The sequence below is a fragment of the Labrys monachus genome, assembly GCF_030814655.1.
In the GTDB taxonomy this organism is placed as follows: Bacteria; Pseudomonadota; Alphaproteobacteria; order Rhizobiales; family Labraceae; genus Labrys; species Labrys monacha.
In genome coordinates, this window is sequence record NZ_JAUSVK010000001.1 from 5,753,737 (window position 1) to 5,774,033 (window position 20,297).

Sequence of the window (20,297 nt, forward strand, 5' to 3'; positions counted from 1 at the left end):
GACGGCTACTTGTCGTAGTCGCTCAGCATGGTGAAGAAGCGCAGTTCCGCATCCTTGACGAGGAATTCCTTGTGGCGCCCGAACCATTCGCGCTGGTAGGGCATTTGCAGGTGGCGGTCGAGATCTTCCCGCGTCGTCCAGTTTTCATAGAAGTAGAAATTGTCGGGATCGTCCGGATTGACGTGGAAATGATATTCGACGCAGCCGGGCTCGGACCGGGAACGGTCGACGAAGCTGGCGAGCAGCTTGACCAGTTCCTCGCGCTTCTCGGGCCTGCCATGGAGCGTTGCCGTCAGGGTGCAGCATGGCGTGGGCATGGACTTCCTCCTTGGATTGTTCGTGTTGAAAGACCGGAACCGGAGAGGACGGCGCAGCCCTCGTCCCGTCTTGCGGGAAGAGGATGCAGGCGAGCGGCCGAGCGCTCCTGAAAGCCCTCCCTGCGGCAGATTCCCGCGATCGCCTCGGACGTCCCGTCCACAGGCGCCGGGATAGGAGGAGGCGCAATTTTGTCCTACCCGGGCTTGTCCCAGGCACCCGAACCTCGTGCGGCATGGCGGCCCCGGCCCGGCTGGATTGCCGGGACAAGCCCGGCAATGACAAATCCTGAACCGTCATGGGCCAAAAACCGCCTTATCCTATCCCGGCGCCTGTGGACGGGACGTCCGCGCTCGCGGGGACGATACGGGCGGCGCCTTCTCTCGCCGCCCGGCTGGTTTGGCTCAGAAGCCGGCCTTGTCGACATTCTCCTTGGTAAAGATCAAAGGCTTGCCGTAGACGATCTCGCCGTCCTTGCCGACGGTGTAGCTGCCCGCCTTGCCGGCCTGGAAGGTCGCGCCCGGCTTGATGTCGAGCTTGCCGGCGAGCTTGAGGTGGGTCGCATAGGTGGCGACATAGCCGAGCTCATAGGGATTCCAGAGCGCGAAGGCCTTCTCCGAGCCGTCGTCGAGATAGCTCTTGATCGCCGCCGGCAGGGCGAAGCCGGTGGCGAAGACCTTGCCCTGATGTCCGCCGGAGACGATGGCGCGGGCCGCCGCCGGCGCGCTGACGGCGGAGGAGGAGATGATCACCTTGAGGTTGGGGTGGGCCTGCATCAGGTTGGTGGCGACATCGAAGCTCTTGGCGTCGTCATCGCCCGCGAACTGGGTGTCGACGACCTTGAAGACCTTGTATTTCGGATCGGTCTTCGTCAGCTCCGTCATGATCTTGATATGCGCCATGTGGTTGGGAGAGGTCGGCGACGCCGCGACGAAGGCGATCTCACCGCCCTCCGGCGCGTCGAGCAGGGCGCAGTCGAGCATGACGCGCGCCGCCTGCTCGTAGGAGAGCTGGTTGACGAACATGTCGCGCGCCGGCACCGCGGCATCGGCATCGAAGGTGGTGACGGTGATGCCCTTCTTGCGCGCCTGCTTGAGGACGGGCGCCACCGCATTGAGGTCGATGGCGGCCAGGATGATGCCGTCGGCATGCTGGGTGACGAAGTTGGTGAGGGTCTCGACCTGCAGCGAGACGTCGGCATGGTCGGCGCCCGCATAGACGAAGGTGTCGCCGAGTTCGTCGGCCGCGGCCTTGCCGCCCTTCGCGGCGGCTTCGAAATAGGGGAAGCCCGTCCATTTCGGCGTCATCATCAGCTTGAAGCCGGAATCCTTGGCTTGAGCGGTCGGGGCGAGCGCCGCGCCCATGGCGAGAGCCGAAGCCAGCACGGCCAGTGCAGTCCTTCTCGATGTCATCGTCGTTCCTCCATTTGTGTTTTGTTTGATGCGGCGGATTGATCTCCGCTTCTGGTTGGTGGTCAGGAGCCGGCCTTTCCGGCGCCCGACGATGCGGGACGAACGAAATTTCGCGCTTCCGCCAGGACGCGCAGGGCGAGCGGGCGCAGCACGCCGGCGACCAACAGGGCGCCGAAGACGAGCGTCTGCGTCGGCCCGGCGATGTTGGCGAGGCCCATGCCGTTGCGCAGCGTGCCGAGCAGGAGCAGCGCCAGCACGATGCCGAGCACCGTGCCCTTGCCGCCATTGATGTCGACGCCGGCGAGCACGACGGCGGTAACGACGAACAGGATGAGGCCGTCGGCATTGTCGCCGCGCGCCGAGCCGTATTGGCCGATCCATACCAGCGCCGCCAGGCCGGCGAGGACACCCGCCAGCATATAGGCGATCGTCTTCAGGCGGGTGACGTCGATGCCGGCGATCCAGGCGGCATCCTTGTTGTTGCCGACGGCGAAGCAGCGCCGCCCGAACACGGTGCGGTGCAGGAGGAAGCCGATGGCGAGCGCGACCGCGACGAACAGCAGCAGGGCGACCGGCACGATGCCCCAGACATAGTCCGAACCCGTATAGAGATAGGAATCGTCGAAATCGGTGTAGCCGACCTCGGACCCGATGATGAAGGCGAGGCCGCGGAACGCCCCCATCGTCCCCAGGGTCACGGCGAGCGAGGGCAGGCCGAGCCCGGCGACCAGCAGGCCGTTCAACGTGCCGAGCAGGGCGCAGACGACCAGCACCGGCGGCACGGCGAGCCAGACCGGCACGCCGAAAGCGGAGAACTTGGAGAGGAGCACGGCGCCGACCGCCAGGGTCGAGGCGACGGAGATGTCGATCTCCCCGGTGATCACCACGATGGCGAGGCCGATGGCGAGCAGGCCGGGAATGATGAACTGGCGCGTCGAATCGAGGATCTGGTCGAGGCTGAGGTAATAGGGCGACAGCGTCGCCGACCAGCAACCGGCCGCGACGATGGCGACGACGAGCGTCACTTCCCAGGAGGAGACGGGCAGCCGGGCCTTCATGCGAGCTTTCCTCCGAAGCGCTGGCCCTTGAGCGAGCGGCGGATCTGGCTGTTGATCAGCACGTCCGCCGTGACGGCGAGGACGATCGCCGTGCCCTGGATGAACATGCGCCAGAACTCGGGAATGGCGAGCAGCACCAGGCCGTTGTCGATCGTCGCCAGCACCACCGCCCCGAGGGCGGCGCCGATGAGCGAGCCGGAGCCGCCGGCGACGCTGACGCCGCCGAGTACCGCCCCCGCCAGCGAGGTCAGCTCCCAGCCGCTGGCGAGCACGACGGTGACGGTGCCGACGCGGGCGGCGTAGAGCAGGCCGGCAAACCCGCACATCAGGCCGGCCAGCGTATAGGCGAAAAGGACGACACGCTCGGTGCGCAGCCCGTAGAAGACGCTGGCGAGCGGGTTCGAGCCGACGGCGTAGATGCGCCGCCCGAAGGGGAAGAGCCGCAGGAACAGCGCCGCGGCAACGACGACGGCCCCGCAGACCAGCACCAGCAGCGGCAGGCCGCCGATACGCAGATCCACCGTCTGGAGCACCCAGCGCGGCAGGCGGCTCGAGGTGATCTCCTGGCCGTGCGCATAGACATAGGTGGCGCCGCGATAGAGCGACATCGTGCCGAGCGTGGCGATCAGCGGCGACACCCGGCCATAGGCGACGATCAGCCCGTTGACGGCGCCGAGCCCCGCCCCGATGGCGAGCGCGATCACCACCAGCAGCACGCCGACATCGGGATGATGGGCGGCATAATCGGCGCTGAGATAGGCAGTGAGCCCCATGATGGAGCCGACGGAGACGTCGAGGTTGCGGGTCAGCAGCACGATCGCCTGCGCCGCGGCGACGATGGCGAGGATCGAGGCGTTGGAGGCGATGACGCCGATGTTCTGCAGGCTGGCGAAGTGCGGCGTCAGGATCGAGAAGGCGATGCCGAGGATCACCAGGAAGAGGACGACGCCGCTGACGCGCAGGCGCAGCGCCAGCCGGCCGAGATTGCGCCGGGGCGGTGCCCGGCCGGGCACGAGGGCAGGATCAGGCGCGGTCATGGGCAGCCTCGACGGTGCGGGTGGCGGCCTGCATCACCGCTTCCTGCGTGGCGTCGGCGCGGGCGATCTCGCCGACGAGGCGCCCTTCGGCGATGACGAGGATTCGGTCGCTCATGGCGATGACCTCCGGCAGGTCGGACGAGATGAGGAGGACGGCGATGCCGGCGGCGGCGAGATCGGCGATAATCCGGTGGATCTGCGCCTTGCTGCCGACATCGACGCCATGCGTCGGCTCGTCGAGGATCAGCACCGCCGGCCGGGTGGCGAGCCAGCGGGCGAAGGCGACCTTCTGGCGGTTGCCGCCGGAAAGCGCGGCGACGACCTGGTCGATGCCCTTGGTGCGGACCTGGTAGGTGGCGACCGCCTCGTCGGCCATGCGCCGCCCGCCGGCGCGGTCGAGCACGCCGAAGCGCGCCAGCCGCCGGATGACCGGCAGCGTGACGTTCTCGACCACGGTTTCGGCCATGATGAGGCCCTGGCCGTCTCGGTCCTCCGGCAGATAGGCGAGGCCGCGCTGCAGCATCTGCGCCGGGCTCCCCGGCTGGATCTCCTCGCCCTTGAGCACCACTTTGCCCGCGCTCGGCGGCGTCATGCCGAAGATCGCCTGCGCGATCTCGGACCGGCCGGCGCCAACGAGGCCGGCCATGCCGACGATCTCGCCCGCCCGCAGCGAGAACGAGATATCGGCGAAGGTGCCGCTGAGGCCGAGGCCTTCGACGCGCAGCATTTCCGGCCCGGGCGCGGCCACGGTCCTGTCCGCATAGAGATGGTCGACGCTGCGGCCGACCATGAGGTTGACGATCCTCGCCCGGTCGAATTCGCTGGCCGGGCCGGTGGCGACGTGGCGGCCGTCGCGCAGGACGGTGACGTCGTCCGCCATCGCCTCGACCTCCTCGAGGCGATGGGTGATGAACAGCACCGACTTGCCCTGGTCGCGCAGCGCCCTGACGATGCGGAAGAGCTGCTCGGCCTCGGCCGGCGTCAGCGGCGAGGTCGGCTCGTCGAGGATGAGGAGCTGGACGTCGGTCGACAGCGCGCGGGCGATCTCGACGAATTGCAGCTCTGCCATCGACAGGGCGGCGACGAGGGAGAACGGATCGAGCTCGACGCCGAGCTGGCGCAGCGAGGCCCTCGCCTTGTCATACATCGCCCGGCGGTCGACGGTGCCGAACATCGTGCGCGGATAGGCGCCCATGAAGATGTTCTCGGCGACGTCGAGATGCGGGAACAGCTTGGGATCCTGGTAGACCGCGGAAATGCCGGCGGCGCGCGCCTCGATCGGCGTCGCGAAATGCACGGCCCGCCCGCCGATCGAGACCTCGCCGCCGTCGGGCTGCACGATGCCGGTGATGATCTTCACCAGCGTCGACTTGCCGGCGCCGTTCTCGCCGACGAGCGCGTGCACCCTGCCCCGCCCGATCTCGAAGCCGATATCGCTGAGGACGCGGATAGGACCGTAGGACTTGGCGATGCCCGACAGCGTCAGGGCCGCTCCCGTGGCTGCGGCGGATCGGAGGGAAGCGGTCGTCATGGCGGGCTCCCGTCCGGACGGGCCGCCACGCCTCGCCGGCGGGGCTTTGCGGCGGCGGCGCGGCCCTGGCCCGCCCGCCTCGTCTGCGCGGTGCGCATGCCGGCGGCCTGCCGCTCCGGAACGGCAGGACCGAGGAGCGCCGCCGCGGTCGCCTCGTCGGTGATGAGGCCCTTCAGGAGCCCGCTGCGCAGGATGGAGCGGATGGCATCGACCTTGTCGGCGCCGCCGGCGGCCGCCACGATGTTGCGGCCGGCGAGGTCTTCGTAAGGCAGGGTGACGGCGCGGGACGAGATCTCGGTGCGGATCGGCCGGCCCTGCGCGTCGTGGAAATAAGTGAGGATCTCGCCGCGGGCGCGCAGCCGCTTCAACTCGACGAGGTCGTCCGCCTGCAGCGATCCGTTGCGGGCCAGGAAGCCGTCGGGGTTCGTCGTGCCGATACCGACGAGCAGCAATGTCGCCTCCAGCGCCAGCGCCTGGACGCGCACGACGCCGAGCTGCGACAGCAGCACTTCGCGATCCGCGGAGGAATTGGCGAAGAACGGCACGGGCAGGAAGAAGCCCGCCGCCTTGGTGCGGTCGGAGATCCGGTGGATGACGTCGAAGGGGTCGGCCGAGAAGCTGGTCGTCAGCCCGCCGAGCAGCGCGACGAAGCTGGTCTCGGGCACATGCAGGCGCGGCAGCCTTTCGACGATGTCGGTCAGGGTGCGGCCGTGGCCGAGGCCGATGACCCGATGCGCGCCGCTCTGCAGGATGCGCAGCAGGTATTGGGCACCGGCGGCGGCGAGCGAGACCGGTACGAGCGCCGCCTCGCCGATATCCGGCGCCACGATGCACTCCTCCAGCCCGAACGCGTTGGACAGGGCCTGCTCCAGGCGGGCGCAGCCGGCGATCGGGCTGTTGACGAAGACCTGCACCATGCCCTCGCGCGTCGCCTGGGCGATCAGCCGCTGCACCTTGAAGCCGGGCACATGCAGCCGCTTGCCGACTTCGGCATGCGTCATGCCGCCGACGAAATGCATCCAGGCCGCGCGGGCCGGCATGCCCTCATCGTCCTCGTCACGCGCATGACGGGCGAGATCGTCGGCCACGTTTCCACCCCTGTCTGCATTTTTATGCGTTGCCAGTAGAATTACGCGATCGCGGGCGCCCGTCAAGCCGGTCACGGACATGCGGACCGGGCGGGATGAAAGAGGGGAGCGGGATATCGATCGCTTCGCGCGCGTTCACGACAGAATACGGCGCCATCGCCGGCCACGGGCCGACGCGAATCGCCTTTCATGGCGATCCGGCACATCGACGGAGGTGGACATGCTCGCCAACACCGAACTTTTCATCCGGCTTCTGTTGGCCGCCGCCCTCGGCAGCGTCATCGGCTTCGAGCGCGAGAGGCTGCTCTGGGCCGCAGGACTGCGCACGCATATGCTGGTCTGCGTCGGCTCCTCGCTCATCATGATCGTCTCGGCCTTCGGCTTTTCCGACATCGTCAACAATCCGCATGTCGTCCTCGACCCCTCGCGCATCGCCGCGCAGGTGGTGTCGGGCATCGGCTTCCTCGGCGCCGGCACGATCCTGCTGCGCGGCGAGGTGGTCAAGGGCCTGACGACGGCCGCGAGCCTGTGGAGCGTGGCGGCCATCGGCCTCGCCGTCGGCGGCGGCCTCTATACCGCGGCGCTGTCGACCACCGTCATCATCCTGGTCATCCTGGCCGGCATCAAGCCGCTGGAGGAGCGCTTCCGCGCGCAGATGGCGGTGCGCACCATCCGGCTGAGCGCCGAGCACGACAAGGTCACGCTCGACGTCGTGCACGAGGCGGCGGGGCTGCGGGCCTCCAGGGTCAAGCAGTTCGTGCTGCGCCAGCGGCTCGAGGACGGCAGCGACGAGGTGCTCGTCTCCTTCATCCGCCTGTCGCCCCAGTCGGTCGAGGACATCGCCGGCCGGCTGCGGACGATCGTCGGCGTGCGGACGGTCGAGGTGATCGGATGACGGACAGGCGTCCGTCGGCCGACGTTCAGCGCAATGCCTTCTCCCCGCCGGCGGCGGTGATCACGCCGACGATAATGAGGCCGGTCAGCAGCAGGCGCACGCCGGCGCTGACGCCGAAGGTGTTGAGCATGGTCAGGAGCAGCACCAGGAACAGCGCCGCGCCCCAGACGCCGGGCACATTGGCCTTGCCGCCGGCGACCGAGGTGCCGCCGATCACGACCACCGCCAGCGACGACAGCAGATATTCATTGCCGATATCGACATTGGCGCCGCGGAAATAGCCGGCCAGCAGAGCGCCGTCGAGGCCGCCCAGGGCTCCCGACAGCGCGTAGGTGAGGAAGCGGATGCGCCCGACCTTGACCCCCGCCAGCCAGGCGGCGCGGATGTTCTGCCCGATGGCGAGCACCGATCGCCCATAGATCATGCGCTGGAGCAGGATGGCGGCGCCGACGGTGAAGAGCATCACCAGCACGGCGAGGACCGGGATGCCGAAGAATTGCAGGTTGGTGAACTCGGCGAAGCCCGGCGGCGGCTTGATCTGCAGGCCGCGGCCATAGCTGATGTCGATGGACTGGATGATGAAGCTCGCCGACAGCGTGGCGATGATCGGCGGGATGCGCAGCGCCCAGATCAGCAGGTAGTTCGCCGCGCCGATGGCGATGCCGCAGGCGAGCGCGGCGAGGAGGCCCGCCACCACCATCGAATCATTGCCGTCCATCACCTTCATGGCGACGGCGCTGGCGAGGCCGATATTGGCGGGCAGCGACAGGTCGACATTGCCGGGGCCGAGCGTGATCACGAACATCTGGCCGACGCCGACGATGACGGTGAATTCCGCCAAGGCGAGCGCCGAGGTGAGCATGCCGCCGGCGCCGTAGCCGCCGGTGAAGGCGATCGTCGCCAGCCACACCACGAGGGCGCCGACGAAGGACCACAGCCAGGGCTTGGCGAGCAGTATCCTCAGGGACGGCATCGGTCACCCTTCCTTGCGGCTGATCAGCGCCCGCGCCGCGAGCACGATGATGAGGATGGCGCCGTTGGCGGCGACCTGCCAGTCCGGCGGAATATGCATGAAGGTCAGCAGCGGCGAGGCGGCGAGCGCGAGCGTCAGCGCGCCGATGACCGCGCCGATCGGCGACACCCGGCCGCCGACGAACTCGCCGCCGCCAAGGATGACGCCGGCGATCGACAGCAGCGTGTAGCCATTGCCGATATTGGCGTCGCCCGAGGTGGTGATGCCGATCAGCATCATGCCCGAGAGGACGCCGAACAGGCCGGTCAGCGCGAACAGGATGACCTTGATGCGGAGCAGCGACCAGCCGGCGCGGCGCAGCGCGGCCGGATTGCCGCCCGACCCGCGCAGGACGACGCCGAAGGAGGTCCGCATCAGCCCGAAATGCACCACGGCCGCGATCACCACCGCCGCCACGATCGGCAGCGGCACGAAGGGCGGCTTGAAGCCGGTGATCGCCAGGAGCCAGTCCGGCGCCTTGCCGCCCGGCTTGGGCAGGATGAGGATGGCGAGGCCGCTCCACACGAAGCTCATGCCGAGCGTCACCACGATCGAGGGCAGGTTGCGCAGGTGGATCAGCGCGCCGAGCGCCGCATAGACCGCGATGCCGCCGAGGAGCACGGCGATGCCGAGGAGCGGGGCGTCGTGCAGCCAGGTCGCGGTGACGCAGCCGACGAAGCCGACGAAGGTGCCGATGGAAAGATCGAGCTCGTTGCTGGCGATGACGAACATCTGGGCAATCGTCGCCAGGGCGATCGGGATCGCCAGGTTCAGCATCAGGTTGAAGCCGAAATAGCTGATGGCGCGCGGATTGAGCCAGGCGATCGCGATCAGCACGAGGGAGAGCGACAGGGCCGGCAGGAGGGCGCGCAACATCCGCCCCGGCGTCATCCGCCCGAGCGCCGGCACCCGGACGCGTTGTTCCACGGAAGGCGCCGTCATGTCACACCGCCTCGCTGAAGGAGGATTGGATGATGCGCTCTTCCGTCAGCTCGGAACGGCTGAGATCGGCGACGATCCGGCCGTTGTGGAAGACATAGACGTGGTCGCAATTGTCGAGCTCGTCGGTTTCGGTGGTGTACCAGAGGAAGGTGCGGCCGTTGCGCGCCTCCTCGCGGATGAGATCGTAGACCTCGAGCTTGGTGCCGATGTCGACGCCGCGCATCGGGTCGTCCATCAGGATGATGCGGGCGTCGGAGCCGAGGGCGCGGGCGAACAGCGCCTTCTGCTGGTTGCCGCCGGAGAGCGAGAGGATGTTGTTGTTCATGTCGGGGGTGCGGATCTTGATCCTGTCCTGCCAGAACTTCGCCAGCTCGGCTTCGCGCTGCGCGGAGATCAGCAGGCCCTGGCGCAGCCGGGACAGCGAGCGGATGCCGATATTGGCGGCGATCGACCATTGCGGGAACACGCCGTCCGACTGGCGGTCGCCGGCGACGAGGGCCACCGGCTCCGTCACCTCGACGCCCGCCATGCGGCGTTCGGCCGCGCTGTAGATGGCGATGAGCAGGTCGGTCTGGCCATGTCCCGACAGGCCAGCCAGGCCGATGATCTCGCCTTCGCGCGCCACCAGCTCGGTCTGGTTGGTCTGGCGCGCCGGGCGGGCACGCACGCGCAGGGGCCGGCTTTCCTGCCGCGCCGCCGTCTGCGCGGCGGCCTTCTCGCGGGTCTCGGCCGCGGCGCCGCCCATCGTCGTCACCAGCCGGTCGCGGTCGAAGGCAGCGGCGGTGTCGGCTACGACGACCTTGCCGTCGCGCATCACCACGATGCGGCTGGCGTTTTCGAGGATCTCCCCGAGCAAATGCGAGATGAGGATGCAGCTGCGGCCGCCGGCGACGAAGCGGCGGACGAAGGCGAGCAACTGCCCGGCGGTGCGGGCGTCGAGCGAGGATGTCGGCTCGTCGAGGATGACGAGGTCGAGAGGATCGGTGGTGACGGTGAAGGCGCGGGCGATCTCCACCATCTGCCGGCGCCCGATCGACAGGTCGCGCACGACGTCCGAGGCGGCGATGTCGTGGCCGGGAAAGATCTCGTCGAGCTTGTCGACGATCAGGCGCGCCGCCCGGCGGCGCCATCCGAACCCGCGCAGCGAGGGATGGTTGATGCGGGTGTTCTCGGCGACGCTGAGATTCGGGCAGAGCGAAAGCTCCTGGAACACGCAGCGTATGCCGAGCTTCTGGGCGCGGACGACGGAATAGTTCTCCTCGACGGCGCCGCCGACCGCGATGCGGCCGCGATTGGGGGCCAGCGTGCCGGCCACCACCTGCATGAGCGTCGACTTGCCCGCCCCGTTATGGCCGACGAGGCCGACGCATTCCCCCTTGGAAACGGCGAAGTCGACGCCGTCGAGCGCACGGACGGCACCGAAATATTTGCCGGCATCGTCCAGCCTGACGATGATCGAAGCGGCCTCGGATGGCACTGTCACTCCTATGGGGCTCGGTCGGCAGGAGGCCGGATCGTACATGCAAGGGAGGCTCCGCATCGCCGCACAAGCGGGATGGCAGCCGGTCGGTTCTGAGGGGCGTCCAGTATTTCAGCCCCGCAGCCTTATCCGCGCCTCCGGGGAATTTCCACTGAAAATATGTTCATCCGCAGGCGGGCAGGCCCCCTCCCCGCAAAGGGAGAGGGCAAAAGTGAAGACCCGCGCCGGCCGGGGCCGCCGCGATGCGGGCGGGACGGGCCGCGGGGGAACGTTTCCTCGTCCCGTCCGCCACGCCGCCTCACTTCATGTTGGCCTTGATCGCGGCGATCGCGTCGGCCTGGGTGTATTCGTGGCTGGCGACGCCGCCCTTGGCGATGGTCGGCAGGGCCGCCTCGAAGTCGTCCTGGGTGAAGGCGAGATACGGCACCACCAGGTCATGCGGCAGGTCCTTGCGGCCGTCGAGGATCTGCTGGGCGACCCAGAAGGCGAGCGTCGACACGCCCGGGGCGATCGAGGCCGACCAGGTGGTGTAGCCGTCCTTGTCCTTCTGCTCCTTCCACCATTGCAGTTCGTCCTGACGGTTGCCCATGATGATGGTCGGGCGCGACTTGCCGGCCGCGGCGAAGGCCTGCGCCGCGCCATAGCCGTCGCCGCCCTGGTCGACCACGCCGACGATGGTCGGGAGCGAGGGCAGCACCGTCGCCACCGCCTTCTGGGCGGTGGTCTGGTCCCAGTCGCCGGTGACCGAGCTCACGATCTTGAACTCGGGATGGGCCGCGACGCCTTCCAGGATGCCGGCATGGATGGTGTCGTCGATCGAGGTACCGGCGAGGCCGCGGATTTCCAGGAGGTTCCCGCCCTTGGGCTGGAACTTGGCCATGTGCTCGATTTCCTGCTTGCCCATGTCCTTGTAGTCGACGACCACGCGGTAGGCGCAGGGCTCGTTGACGACGCCGTCGAAGGAAACCACGACGATGCCGGCATCGCAGGCCTGCTTGATGGCGCCGTTCAGCGCATCGGGCGAGGCGGCGTTGATGACGATGGCGTCATAGCCCTGCAGGATCAGGTTCTGGATCTGGGCCGCCTGGGTCGGCACTTCCTTGTCGGCGGTGGTGAACACGTCGGCCGCCGCGACGATCTTGTCTTCGACCGCCTTCTTGGTGACGGCGTCATAGCTCTTGAGCATCGCCTGGCGCCAGGAATTGCCGGCGTAATTGTTGGAGAAGGCGATCTTCTTGCCGCTCGTGTCGGCAAGAGCGGTTCCCGAGGCCAGAAGCGTGGCAAGGGCGCCCAGGACAAGTATTCTCTTCATTGCAGATCCTCCCGTTTATGATCGTTCTTACCGGCAGCCGGCGACCCGCCGGCTGCCCCTTCGCCCGGAGCCGGGCGCCGCTGTCGCGGACGAGCCCCGGCCTCGAACATTTCCCTATTTTCGCCCCGAAATCAAAGATTTCGCCAGAACCCCCGCCGCCGCCGGCTCAGAAGAGCCTCAGCCCGGGCACGCGCACCCTGAGCCGGTACAGCGAGGTCGACGCGGTCAAATAGAGACCGCGCAGGTCCTCGTCGCCGAAGGTGAAGTTGGCACAGGGTTCCGGCGTCGAGATGACGCCGAGCCCGTCGCCCGAGGGATCGAAGACATGGATCCCGCCCGGCCCGCTGCAATAGAGATTGCCGCAGCTGTCGATCTTCATGCCGTCCGGCGCGCCGGGCGCCTCGCCTTCGGTCGTCGCCCAGACGGCGCCGCCGGTGAGCTCCCCGGACGCGGACAGGCTGAAGACGCGGATGTGCCGCCGCTCGGTGTCGTTGACGAACAGGCGCGATTCGTCGAGCGAGAAGCACAGCCCGTTGGGCTGGGCGAAGTCGCCCGCCAGCAGCGTCGGCTCTGCCCCGTCGACGTCGATCCTGTAGACCCCGCGGAAGGCCAGCTCCGCCTCCCTGGGCACGCCGAAGAAGGGCTGGCGCCCATAGGTCGGGTCGGTGAAATAGACAGCCCCGCCCGTCGCCACGACGATGTCGTTGGGGCTGTTGAGCGCCTTGCCGCCATAGTGGCTGGCGAGCACCGTGACGGTGCCGTCCGGCTCGGCGCGGGTGACGCGGCTGGTCGCATGCTCGCAGCTCAACAGCCGTCCCCGGCGGTCGAGCGTGTTGCCGTTCGCCTTGTGGCTCGGGTCGCGGAAGACCTCGATCTCGCCCGAAGGCAGCCGCCGATGCATGCGGCTGTTGGGGATGTCGCTGAAGACGAGCCATTTCTCATAGGGGTGCCAGACGGGGCCCTCGGTGAAGCCGAAGCCGCCCGCGAGCGTTTCCAGCCCGGCGTCGCCGACGATATCGGCGAAACGCGGATCGCGCATCTCCACCGAGGTCATTCCTTGGGCTTGGCGGCGGTCTTGCCGCCGACATACCAGTCCGGCGCCTCGACATCCTCGAACACCACCCACACCGCCTCCTTGGGCAGTTCGGCGATCTCGCTGACCGCCTCGGTGACGCGGCGCGCGATCTCGTCCTTGCGCTGCTGCGAGTGGCCCTTGAGAATGCGGATATTGACGAAAGGCATCGGCGTTTCCTCGACCTGTTGTCTCGATCTTGTTGTTTGGCGCGAGGCTAGCGGGCGACGGGGAAAACGATAGGGGGCAAGGAACAGCGGACACTGTGCGTTTGCACAGTCATCCGGCGGGCCCGCGGGCAAAGGCTTCCGTCACACGTGAATCGCGTCGAGTTCCGGCAGGAGGACGACGCTCTCCTGCTCGTTGGGATCGGTGCGCGAGATCACGGCGACGCAGGGTTCCGTGCTGCTCAGATTGTAGGGCAGATGCGGCACGTTGGCGGGAATGTAGACGAAGTCGCCGGCGCGCGAGACGAGGTGCTGCTCCAGCCTCTCGCCGTAATGCATCGCGGCCTCGCCGCTGATCACATAGATCGCGGTTTCGTGGGCCTCGTGCTTGTGGGCCTTGGCGCGGCCGCCGGGCGGGATGGTGAGCAGCTGCATGTGGATGGCGGCAGCCCCCGTCGTCTCCGCCGAGATCGCGGGCGCATAGGAAAAGCCCTGCTTGCCGACGAACGGCGCGCTCGCCCGCAAAACCGTGCAGACCGCCGGGCGTTCCGGCGTCGTGCTTTCTTCCGACATGGGCATCCTCCGATATATTGACGTTCCAGGGGGCGTGCCGGTCTTCCGGCCGGCGCGCCCGATCCTATCGCGGTTGCCCCGCCCGCGGAACGCCGGTCCCGCGGCCTATTTCGCCGCACGCCCGGGCCCGGCGAGCCAGGCGTCGAACTGGTGCTGCTCGCGCCGGAGGGCATCGATGTTGATCAGCCCGCGCGAGAGGGCGATGTAGATGGCCCGCGTGCGCGAATTGAAGATCGGCGCACTGTCCCCCTCGCCCGCGCCGGTGAGGTCGAGCTTGTCGTAGAGATGCTGGATGCGGCTCTGGGCGCCGCGCGTCGACAGGCCGCGGCGCGCCGCGATGGCCTTGTCCGTGAGGCCGAGGGCGATGTCGATCAGGCTTTCATACTCGCTGTCGGTGATGCCTTCGCGCCGATCCTGCACGCGATGCTGGATGCCCCTGATTTCCCGGTCGATGATGCAGTGGCCCTCGCGGAAGACGCCGCGCAGCGCCGAGCGCATGCCCTCCTCCGAGGCCGATTTGAGGACATAGCCATAGACGGAGCCCGGCGGCACGATGCGTGCCACCCCTCGGACATAGGCCTCGTCGGCGAAATTGGACCAGAACAGGATGTTGGTGTCGGCACGCCGGCTCCAGATGGCGCGGGCGACCTCGATGCCCGTCACCTTGGGCAGCTGCAGGTCGAGCACGACGCAGGGCGGCGTCCGCCGGTTCGCCAGGTCCATGGCTTCGTTGCCGTTGGCCGCCTCGATCACCTCGACGTCGCCGGCCCAGAGCTGCTCGATGATCCCGCGTGCAAACGCCCGATGCAGCCCGTCGTCCTCGGCTATCATCACAAGCATCCTGGTCTCCTCCTGCGCATGTCGCCGAAGCACGGCCTCGACGGAGAAATATCGCTTCGAACGGGAGGCGGACGGCCTAGCCTCCCCCGGCGGGGCGGCCGAGCTTGAGGCCGACCTCCACTTTCGTGCCGCCCTTGCGGCCGGCACGGCCGATATGCAGGCGCGCGCCGATCAGCGCCGCCCGCGTGCGCATATGGCCGATGCCGCCGAACGTCTCCGGCCCGACGGGGCCGCAGCCGCAGCCATCGTCGGTGACCGCGATGCGCAGTTCCTCCGCGTCCCTCTCGATGCGGACGTCGATGCGGCTCGCCATCGCATGCCGGGCGGCATTGTTGATCGCCTCCTGCACGATGCGGTAGACCGCCGTGCGCATGGTGTCGGGCAGGGTGTCGGCGGCGCCATCGCTCCTGTCGGCGATATGGACCGCTATCGGCGGGTTGGCGCGGCTGACGCTGCGGTTGAGATGCGCCTCGACGGCCTCGCGCAGGCCGAACAGCTCGAGGACGCCGGGCCGCATGTCGTCGACGATGTGGCGCAGCTCGGCGAGGCAGCCGACGACCTCGCGCTCGAGGTCGGCGAGTTGCGCCGCCCGGGCCACGCCCTGGCTGCGCAGGGCCGACACCTGGCGCACGACGCGGGCGAGGTCCGCCAGCGTCTGGTCGTGCAGGTCCATGCCGATCCGCCGCCGCTCCCGCTCCATGCCTTCGGTCAGCTGGGAGGCGCCGACCCGCAGCAATTCCTCGCGGTTGCGCGCCTCGCTTTCGGCGAGCATGGCGCGGCGCGCCTCCTCGGCCTGGATCAGGGCGAAGATATAGGGGGCAATGAAGTCGGCGCATTGCTGGGCGGTGCCGACGTCCTCGATGCCGTAGCAGTCGGCCGCATGCCGGCTGATGTTGAGGGTGCCGACGATCTCGCCCCGCGCGCGCATCGGCACGATGATGCGGCTGCGCAATTCGGCCGCGAAGATCGGCTCGTCCAGCGCGCCGTCGAAATGGAAGCGTCCGTCCGACAACGCGTCGCCGGCGATCAGATAGGGCACCTCGCCCTTGAGAACCATGCGCACCGGGCTGCGCTCGGCCGGGAGGGGATCCCGGCCGAGCGCGCTCCAGCTCGTATGGAAGCCCGCCTCGTAGCAGGCATGGCTGGCGCCGTCATGCAGCAGCACCGCCACGTCGATGTGGTCGTGCGGCAGCAGGCTCCCGATTTCGGCGGCCGTCGCCCGGAACGCCGCGCCGGGATCGATATGCCCGGCCAGCGCCCGCGAGATCGCCAGCAGGCGGTCGACCAGTATGGGCGAGACGCTCGCCATGCTCCGGCACGCTCCTCTTCGATCCGGCGCTCTTTGCCTCACGCCCATTTCCAACCGCCGATGTTATTCCACCGTGAAACGGAAGGCCGCCCGCCTGGACGGACCTCGCGGCGACCGCCCTCCCGGCGACATACCAAGCCGTCCCTCAGCCTTCCCCGTGCAGCGCGCGGTCGCCGGCACCGAAGCGGTCCCTGGCGAAATTCTGCTGGTGCCAATAGGGATAGATCATGGGAATGGCGCTGACCTCGTCGAGGCGCCCGCGTTCCTCCGCCGTCAGCTTCAGGCCGACCGCCCGGAAATTCTGCTCGAACTGCTCCTCGTTGCGCCCGCCGATGACGAGCGAGGCGATGGCCGGGCGCCCCAACAGCCAGGCGAGCGCGACCTGCGCGGCCGAAACGCCGCGGGCCTCGCCGATCTCGACAAGCGCGTCCACGATGGTCCAGAGCCTATCGTAATCGCGGATCGGCGGCTCGGTCCAGCCGGCGTTCTGGCGCGAGCCCACCGGCGCCTCCTTGCCGCGGCGGTGCTTGCCGGAGAGGAGGCCGCCGGCGAGCGGGCTCCAGACCAGCACGCCCAGCCCCTGGTCCACCGCGATCGGCAGCAGCTCGTATTCGGCCTCGCGTGCCTCGAGCGTGTAATGGATCTGCTGGGTGACGAAGCGCTGCCGGCGGTCGCGGTCGCTAACGCCGAGCGCCTTCATGATGTGCCAGCCGGAATAGTTGGAGCAGCCGATATAGCGGACCTTGCCCTGGGTCACCAGGGTGTCGAGCGCCTCCAGCATCTCCTCCAGCGGGGTGACGCCGTCCCATTCATGCATGTAGTAGATATCGATGACGTCGGTCCTGAGGCGTTTGAGGCTGCGCTCGCATTCGCGGATGACGTGATAGCGCGAGACGCCCTCGTCGTTCGGCCCGTCGCCAATGCGCATGCGGGCCTTCGACGAGATCAGCACGTCGCCGCGCTTGCCCTTGGCGAGCACCTCGCCGAGGATCTCCTCGGACAGGCCGTTCGAATACATGTTCGAGGTGTCGAACAGGTTGACGCCGGCGTCGATGCACAGGTCGACGAGGCGGCGGGCGTCCTTCACGCCCTGGCTGCCGACCATGGCGAACGGCCCCTTGCCGCCGAAAGTGAACGTTCCCATCGTCAAAACAGAAATTTTCAGGCCCGATCGGCCGAGAAATCGATATTCCATGCTGCGTTCCTGTCTGTCGTCTTGAGGAGGCGCCCGCCGTCACGCCGGGCCGAGCGCCTCGATGATCCGTACCATCGCAAGCTGGCCGGGGTCGTAGAGGCCGATGCTGCCCTCGCCGAACATGCGGGCGCGGCCGAGCTTGTTCGGCCGGCCCTTGAAGGTCTCGAGAGTAGCGCGCGCCGCTTCGAGGCTGCGCGGGTAGAGCTCGGCCGGCGACGCGTCCGCCGTGGCGTCGGCGACGGCCTTGAGGACGTCGAGCACGGTCTTGTCGCCGAGATTGCCCTTGCCGCGCGCCATCATCGCCGCCAGTGCGCCGAGCGCCAACTCCGGGATCTCCCGCGCCTCGATCGAGGCGCGCCCCTTGCAGGCCTTGGCCGTGGCGAGGAAGGCGGTCGCCAGCAGCGTGCCGTAGGACGAGGAGGAGACGCGCTGCATCGCCTTGGCGCATTCCATGAAGGCGAGGCCGACATCCTCGGGAAGCTGCGCCGCCGCGGCCTCGGCGAAGCCGCGCGACACGGTGATGCCGAGGTCGCCATCGCCGAGAGCCCCGTCGGCGGCGTTCAGCTCGGCGGCGTCGCCCTGCGCCCGGCCGGCGATGCGCTTCAGCGCGGCGGCGAGGTCGGCGGAGGTGAAAATCGCCGTTTCGTTCGAGGCGGGCGCGTCGGAGGCCATGGTCGTTTCTTTCCAGACGATCAGATTTTCCAGAAGGGGCAGTCGCAGGGCGCGGCGAGCAGCCGCTCGATCTCGCTGTCGAGGCGGCAGAGCGTGAGGGTGGCGCCCGCCATCTCCATCGACGTCGCGTAGCGGCCGACCAGCGGCGAGACGATGGTCACGCCCCTGTCGTCGAAGCGTTCGCGGATGCGCCGATACATGATGTAGAGTTCTTCCAGCGGCGTCGCGCCGAGCGAATTGACCAGTAGCGCGATGCGCTCTCCCCGGCCGAGCGGCACGTCGTCCAGCAGGTGGTCGACCATCTCGTCGGTGATCTCGTCCGCCGTCTTCAGCTTGTCGCGCCAGATCCCGGGCTCGCCATGGATGCCCATGCCCATCTCCATCTCGTCCTCGGCGAGGTTGAAGGTGGGGGCGCCGGCCTGCGGCACGATGCAGGGCGTGAGGGCGAAGCCGATCGAGCGGCAGGCGTCGGCCGTCTTCTGCGCCGACGCCGTGACCTCGTCGAGGGTGGCGCGCTCCTCGGCGCGGGCGCCGGCTGCCTTGAAGGCGAACACCATACCCGCCACGCCGCGCCGCTTCTCGGCTTCCGCCGCCGGCGCCGAGGCGACGTCGTCGGCGAGCAGCACGGTGGTCGAGGCGATGTCCTCCATCTCCAGCATCTCGCCGGCCATGTCGAAATTCATGACGTCGCCGCCGTAATTGCCGTAGAGCCGGAGCACGCCGGCGCCGCCGTCGGCATGGCGCATGGCGCTCGCCATCTGGTCGGCCGAGGGCGAGGCGAAGACGTCGCCGATGGCGCAGGCGTCGAGCAGGCCCGGCCCGATATAGCCGGTGAAGATCGGCAGGTGCCCCGAGCCGCCGCCGGTGACGATGCCGACCTTGCCCTTCACCGCACCGCCGGCCCGGACGATGACCCGCCGCTCCGGCTGCCGGAAGTGGCGCTCATGCGCCAGGCACAGGCCGGACAGCATGTCGTCCACATAGCTGACGGGCGAATTCATGACCTTTTTCATCATTCCTCCCACGGAAAAGGCCGTCACCGCGCATCTTGTTGTCGGGGGCGAGCGAAGCGGCGGCGCCAACCTGCCGCAGTTCGAACGAATGCGCAAACCCTAACTCGCCCGGTCGCGCCTGACGGATTTCGACTGCGACCGAACGAACATGATGCCCGATGACGGAGTTTGCGCAAGCCTGACACGCTTCCCTACTTGACGCCAGCGGTGGTTACGTGTCGGATATGCTGACATGACGCAGGAAGCCGACGGGAGTTCGGCCGTGGGTCATCAACGAAAAAGGGCGGCCTGATCGAGGGCCGGAGGAAACCAGGGAGTTGAAAGAATGAATCGTCGCGAGTTCATGCTGGCCGGTGCGTCGGTCGTCGCCGCCTCGACCCTCGGCGGGCGGCTGGCGTTCGCACAGGGCAAGCCGCTGAAGATCGGCTACAATGTCGCCACCCTCGCCAATCCCTTCTTCCAGGGCATGACGAAGGGCGTGGTCGACGCCGTGAAGAAATATCCCGGCATGACGCTGCTCAACACCAACGCCAATGGCGACGCCAACACCCAGTCGACCATGGTGGTCGACCTGATCAACCAGGGCGTCGATGCGCTGATCCTCAACCCGATCAACGCCAACTCCATCGTGCCGGTGGTGCAGCAGGCCGAGAAGAAGAAGATCCCGGTGTTCACGCTCGACCGCGGCGCCGCCTGCGGCGACTGCCAGACCAACTTCCTGGAGACCGACAACGTCGCGCTCGGCCGCGAAGGCGCGCAATACATCGCCGCCCAGCTCAAGAAACGCTACGGCAAGGTGCAGGGCAACGTCGTCAACCTCGTCGGCCTGCTCGGCACGACGGCCGGCGACGATCGCGACAAGGGCTTCATGGACGAGTTCAAGAAGATCTCGGCCGAGGCGCCCGACCTGAAGCTGGTCGCCCGGCAGGAAGCCCAGTTCGACCAGGAGAAGGCCTTCAACCTGATGAGCCAGATCATGGCCGCCAACCCGCAGATCGACGCGGTGTTCAACGGCAATGACGACAACGCCGTGGGTGCGCTGCGCGCCGTCAGGCAGGCGAGCCGCAACATGCCCATCGACGATCCCAAGCACATCATCATCATCGGCATCGACGGCACCGAGCAGGCGCTGACGGCGATCCGCAAGGGCGACATGGACGCCACCCTCTCGCAGAACCCGCTGACGATGGCGGCGCAGGCGGTGGACTATGTCAACGCCTACTTCAACGGCGACAAGTCCAAGATCCCGGCCCATCAGTTCTGGCCGCACATCCTGCTGACCAAGGCGAATATCGACAGCGCCGAGGTGAAATCCTACGGCCTGTGGGCCGACGACGTCACCAAGGGCTGACCGCACCGTCATCCGCTCCAGAA

At 68.1% G+C, this 20,297-nt stretch carries 20 protein-coding genes; 2 read left to right on the forward strand and 18 right to left on the reverse strand.

Features of this window, described 5'->3' with window-relative positions; all coding sequences use genetic code 11:
• Positions 1–5: 5 nt before the first annotated feature.
• The 6 genes from J3R73_RS26255 to J3R73_RS26280 form a co-directional block, all read right to left on the reverse strand.
• The gene (locus tag J3R73_RS26255) at positions 6–317 is read right to left on the reverse strand and encodes a putative quinol monooxygenase (protein ID WP_307434209.1); all 312 of its coding nucleotides are present in this window, start codon (positions 315–317) and stop codon (positions 6–8) included.
• 402 nt (positions 318–719) lie between these two features.
• Positions 720–1,727, reverse strand: coding sequence for an autoinducer 2 ABC transporter substrate-binding protein (locus J3R73_RS26260; protein ID WP_307434211.1), 1,008 nt, complete (start codon positions 1,725–1,727; stop codon positions 720–722).
• 62 nt (positions 1,728–1,789) lie between these two features.
• The gene (locus J3R73_RS26265) at positions 1,790–2,785 is read right to left on the reverse strand and encodes an ABC transporter permease (protein ID WP_307434213.1); all 996 of its coding nucleotides are present in this window, start codon (positions 2,783–2,785) and stop codon (positions 1,790–1,792) included.
• Positions 2,782–3,822 (reverse strand): ABC transporter permease, encoded by a 1,041-nt coding sequence (locus J3R73_RS26270; protein WP_307434214.1) that lies wholly within the window; start codon positions 3,820–3,822, stop codon positions 2,782–2,784. The genes J3R73_RS26265 and J3R73_RS26270 overlap by 4 nt, the downstream gene beginning before the upstream one ends.
• Positions 3,809–5,353, reverse strand: a complete 1,545-nt coding sequence (locus tag J3R73_RS26275) for a sugar ABC transporter ATP-binding protein (protein ID WP_307434216.1) — start codon at positions 5,351–5,353, stop codon at positions 3,809–3,811. Before J3R73_RS26275 ends, J3R73_RS26270 begins: the two co-directional genes overlap by 14 nt.
• Positions 5,350–6,441, reverse strand: a complete 1,092-nt coding sequence (locus J3R73_RS26280) for a sugar-binding transcriptional regulator (RefSeq protein WP_307434218.1) — start codon at positions 6,439–6,441, stop codon at positions 5,350–5,352. The genes J3R73_RS26275 and J3R73_RS26280 overlap by 4 nt, the downstream gene beginning before the upstream one ends.
• A 220-nt stretch (positions 6,442–6,661) precedes the next feature.
• Between J3R73_RS26280 and J3R73_RS26285 the strand changes: the two genes are divergently transcribed.
• Positions 6,662–7,336, forward strand: coding sequence for an MgtC/SapB family protein (locus J3R73_RS26285; protein WP_307434220.1), 675 nt, complete (start codon positions 6,662–6,664; stop codon positions 7,334–7,336).
• Positions 7,337–7,361: 25 nt separating this feature from the next.
• Here J3R73_RS26285 and J3R73_RS26290 read toward each other — a convergent pair whose 3' ends face one another.
• The 12 genes from J3R73_RS26290 to J3R73_RS26345 all read right to left on the reverse strand — a co-directional run bounded on the left by J3R73_RS26290 (position 7,362) and on the right by J3R73_RS26345 (position 18,923).
• A complete protein-coding gene (locus J3R73_RS26290; RefSeq protein WP_307434223.1) occupies positions 7,362–8,309 on the reverse strand; it encodes an ABC transporter permease in 948 nt (315 codons plus the stop codon).
• 3 nt (positions 8,310–8,312) lie between these two features.
• Positions 8,313–9,239, reverse strand: coding sequence for an ABC transporter permease (locus tag J3R73_RS26295; RefSeq protein ID WP_307437701.1), 927 nt, complete (start codon positions 9,237–9,239; stop codon positions 8,313–8,315).
• 52 nt (positions 9,240–9,291) lie between these two features.
• Positions 9,292–10,767, reverse strand: coding sequence for a sugar ABC transporter ATP-binding protein (locus J3R73_RS26300; RefSeq protein ID WP_307434225.1), 1,476 nt, complete (start codon positions 10,765–10,767; stop codon positions 9,292–9,294).
• A gap of 301 nt (positions 10,768–11,068) precedes the next feature.
• The gene (locus J3R73_RS26305) at positions 11,069–12,082 is read right to left on the reverse strand and encodes an ABC transporter substrate-binding protein (protein ID WP_307434228.1); all 1,014 of its coding nucleotides are present in this window, start codon (positions 12,080–12,082) and stop codon (positions 11,069–11,071) included.
• Positions 12,083–12,248: 166 nt separating this feature from the next.
• The gene (locus J3R73_RS26310; protein WP_307437704.1) at positions 12,249–13,121 is read right to left on the reverse strand and encodes an SMP-30/gluconolactonase/LRE family protein; all 873 of its coding nucleotides are present in this window, start codon (positions 13,119–13,121) and stop codon (positions 12,249–12,251) included.
• Positions 13,122–13,132: 11 nt separating this feature from the next.
• Positions 13,133–13,324: a tautomerase family protein gene (locus J3R73_RS26315; protein ID WP_307434230.1), complete on the reverse strand. Its 192-nt coding sequence runs from the start codon at positions 13,322–13,324 to the stop codon at positions 13,133–13,135.
• A 141-nt stretch (positions 13,325–13,465) separates the two neighbouring features.
• Complete coding sequence (locus tag J3R73_RS26320; RefSeq protein WP_307434233.1) at positions 13,466–13,894, reverse strand: cupin domain-containing protein; 429 nt, start codon at positions 13,892–13,894, stop codon at positions 13,466–13,468.
• 105 nt (positions 13,895–13,999) lie between these two features.
• Positions 14,000–14,734, reverse strand: a complete 735-nt coding sequence (locus tag J3R73_RS26325) for a response regulator transcription factor (protein ID WP_307434236.1) — start codon at positions 14,732–14,734, stop codon at positions 14,000–14,002.
• A gap of 76 nt (positions 14,735–14,810) precedes the next feature.
• A complete protein-coding gene (locus J3R73_RS26330; RefSeq protein WP_307434238.1) occupies positions 14,811–16,043 on the reverse strand; it encodes a GAF domain-containing sensor histidine kinase in 1,233 nt (410 codons plus the stop codon).
• 145 nt (positions 16,044–16,188) lie between these two features.
• Entirely contained in the window at positions 16,189–17,238 is a 1,050-nt protein-coding gene (locus J3R73_RS26335; RefSeq protein ID WP_307434240.1) for an aldo/keto reductase, read from the reverse strand.
• Positions 17,239–17,277: 39 nt separating this feature from the next.
• A complete protein-coding gene (locus J3R73_RS26340; RefSeq protein WP_307434242.1) occupies positions 17,278–17,910 on the reverse strand; it encodes a dihydroxyacetone kinase subunit L in 633 nt (210 codons plus the stop codon).
• 20 nt (positions 17,911–17,930) lie between these two features.
• Entirely contained in the window at positions 17,931–18,923 is a 993-nt protein-coding gene (locus J3R73_RS26345) for a dihydroxyacetone kinase subunit DhaK (RefSeq protein WP_307434244.1), read from the reverse strand.
• Between the two features lie 325 nt (positions 18,924–19,248).
• Between J3R73_RS26345 and J3R73_RS26350 the strand changes: the two genes are divergently transcribed.
• On the forward strand, positions 19,249–20,274 hold the full coding sequence (locus J3R73_RS26350) for a sugar ABC transporter substrate-binding protein (protein WP_307434246.1): 1,026 nt from the start codon (positions 19,249–19,251) through the stop codon (positions 20,272–20,274).
• Positions 20,275–20,297 lie beyond the last annotated feature (23 nt).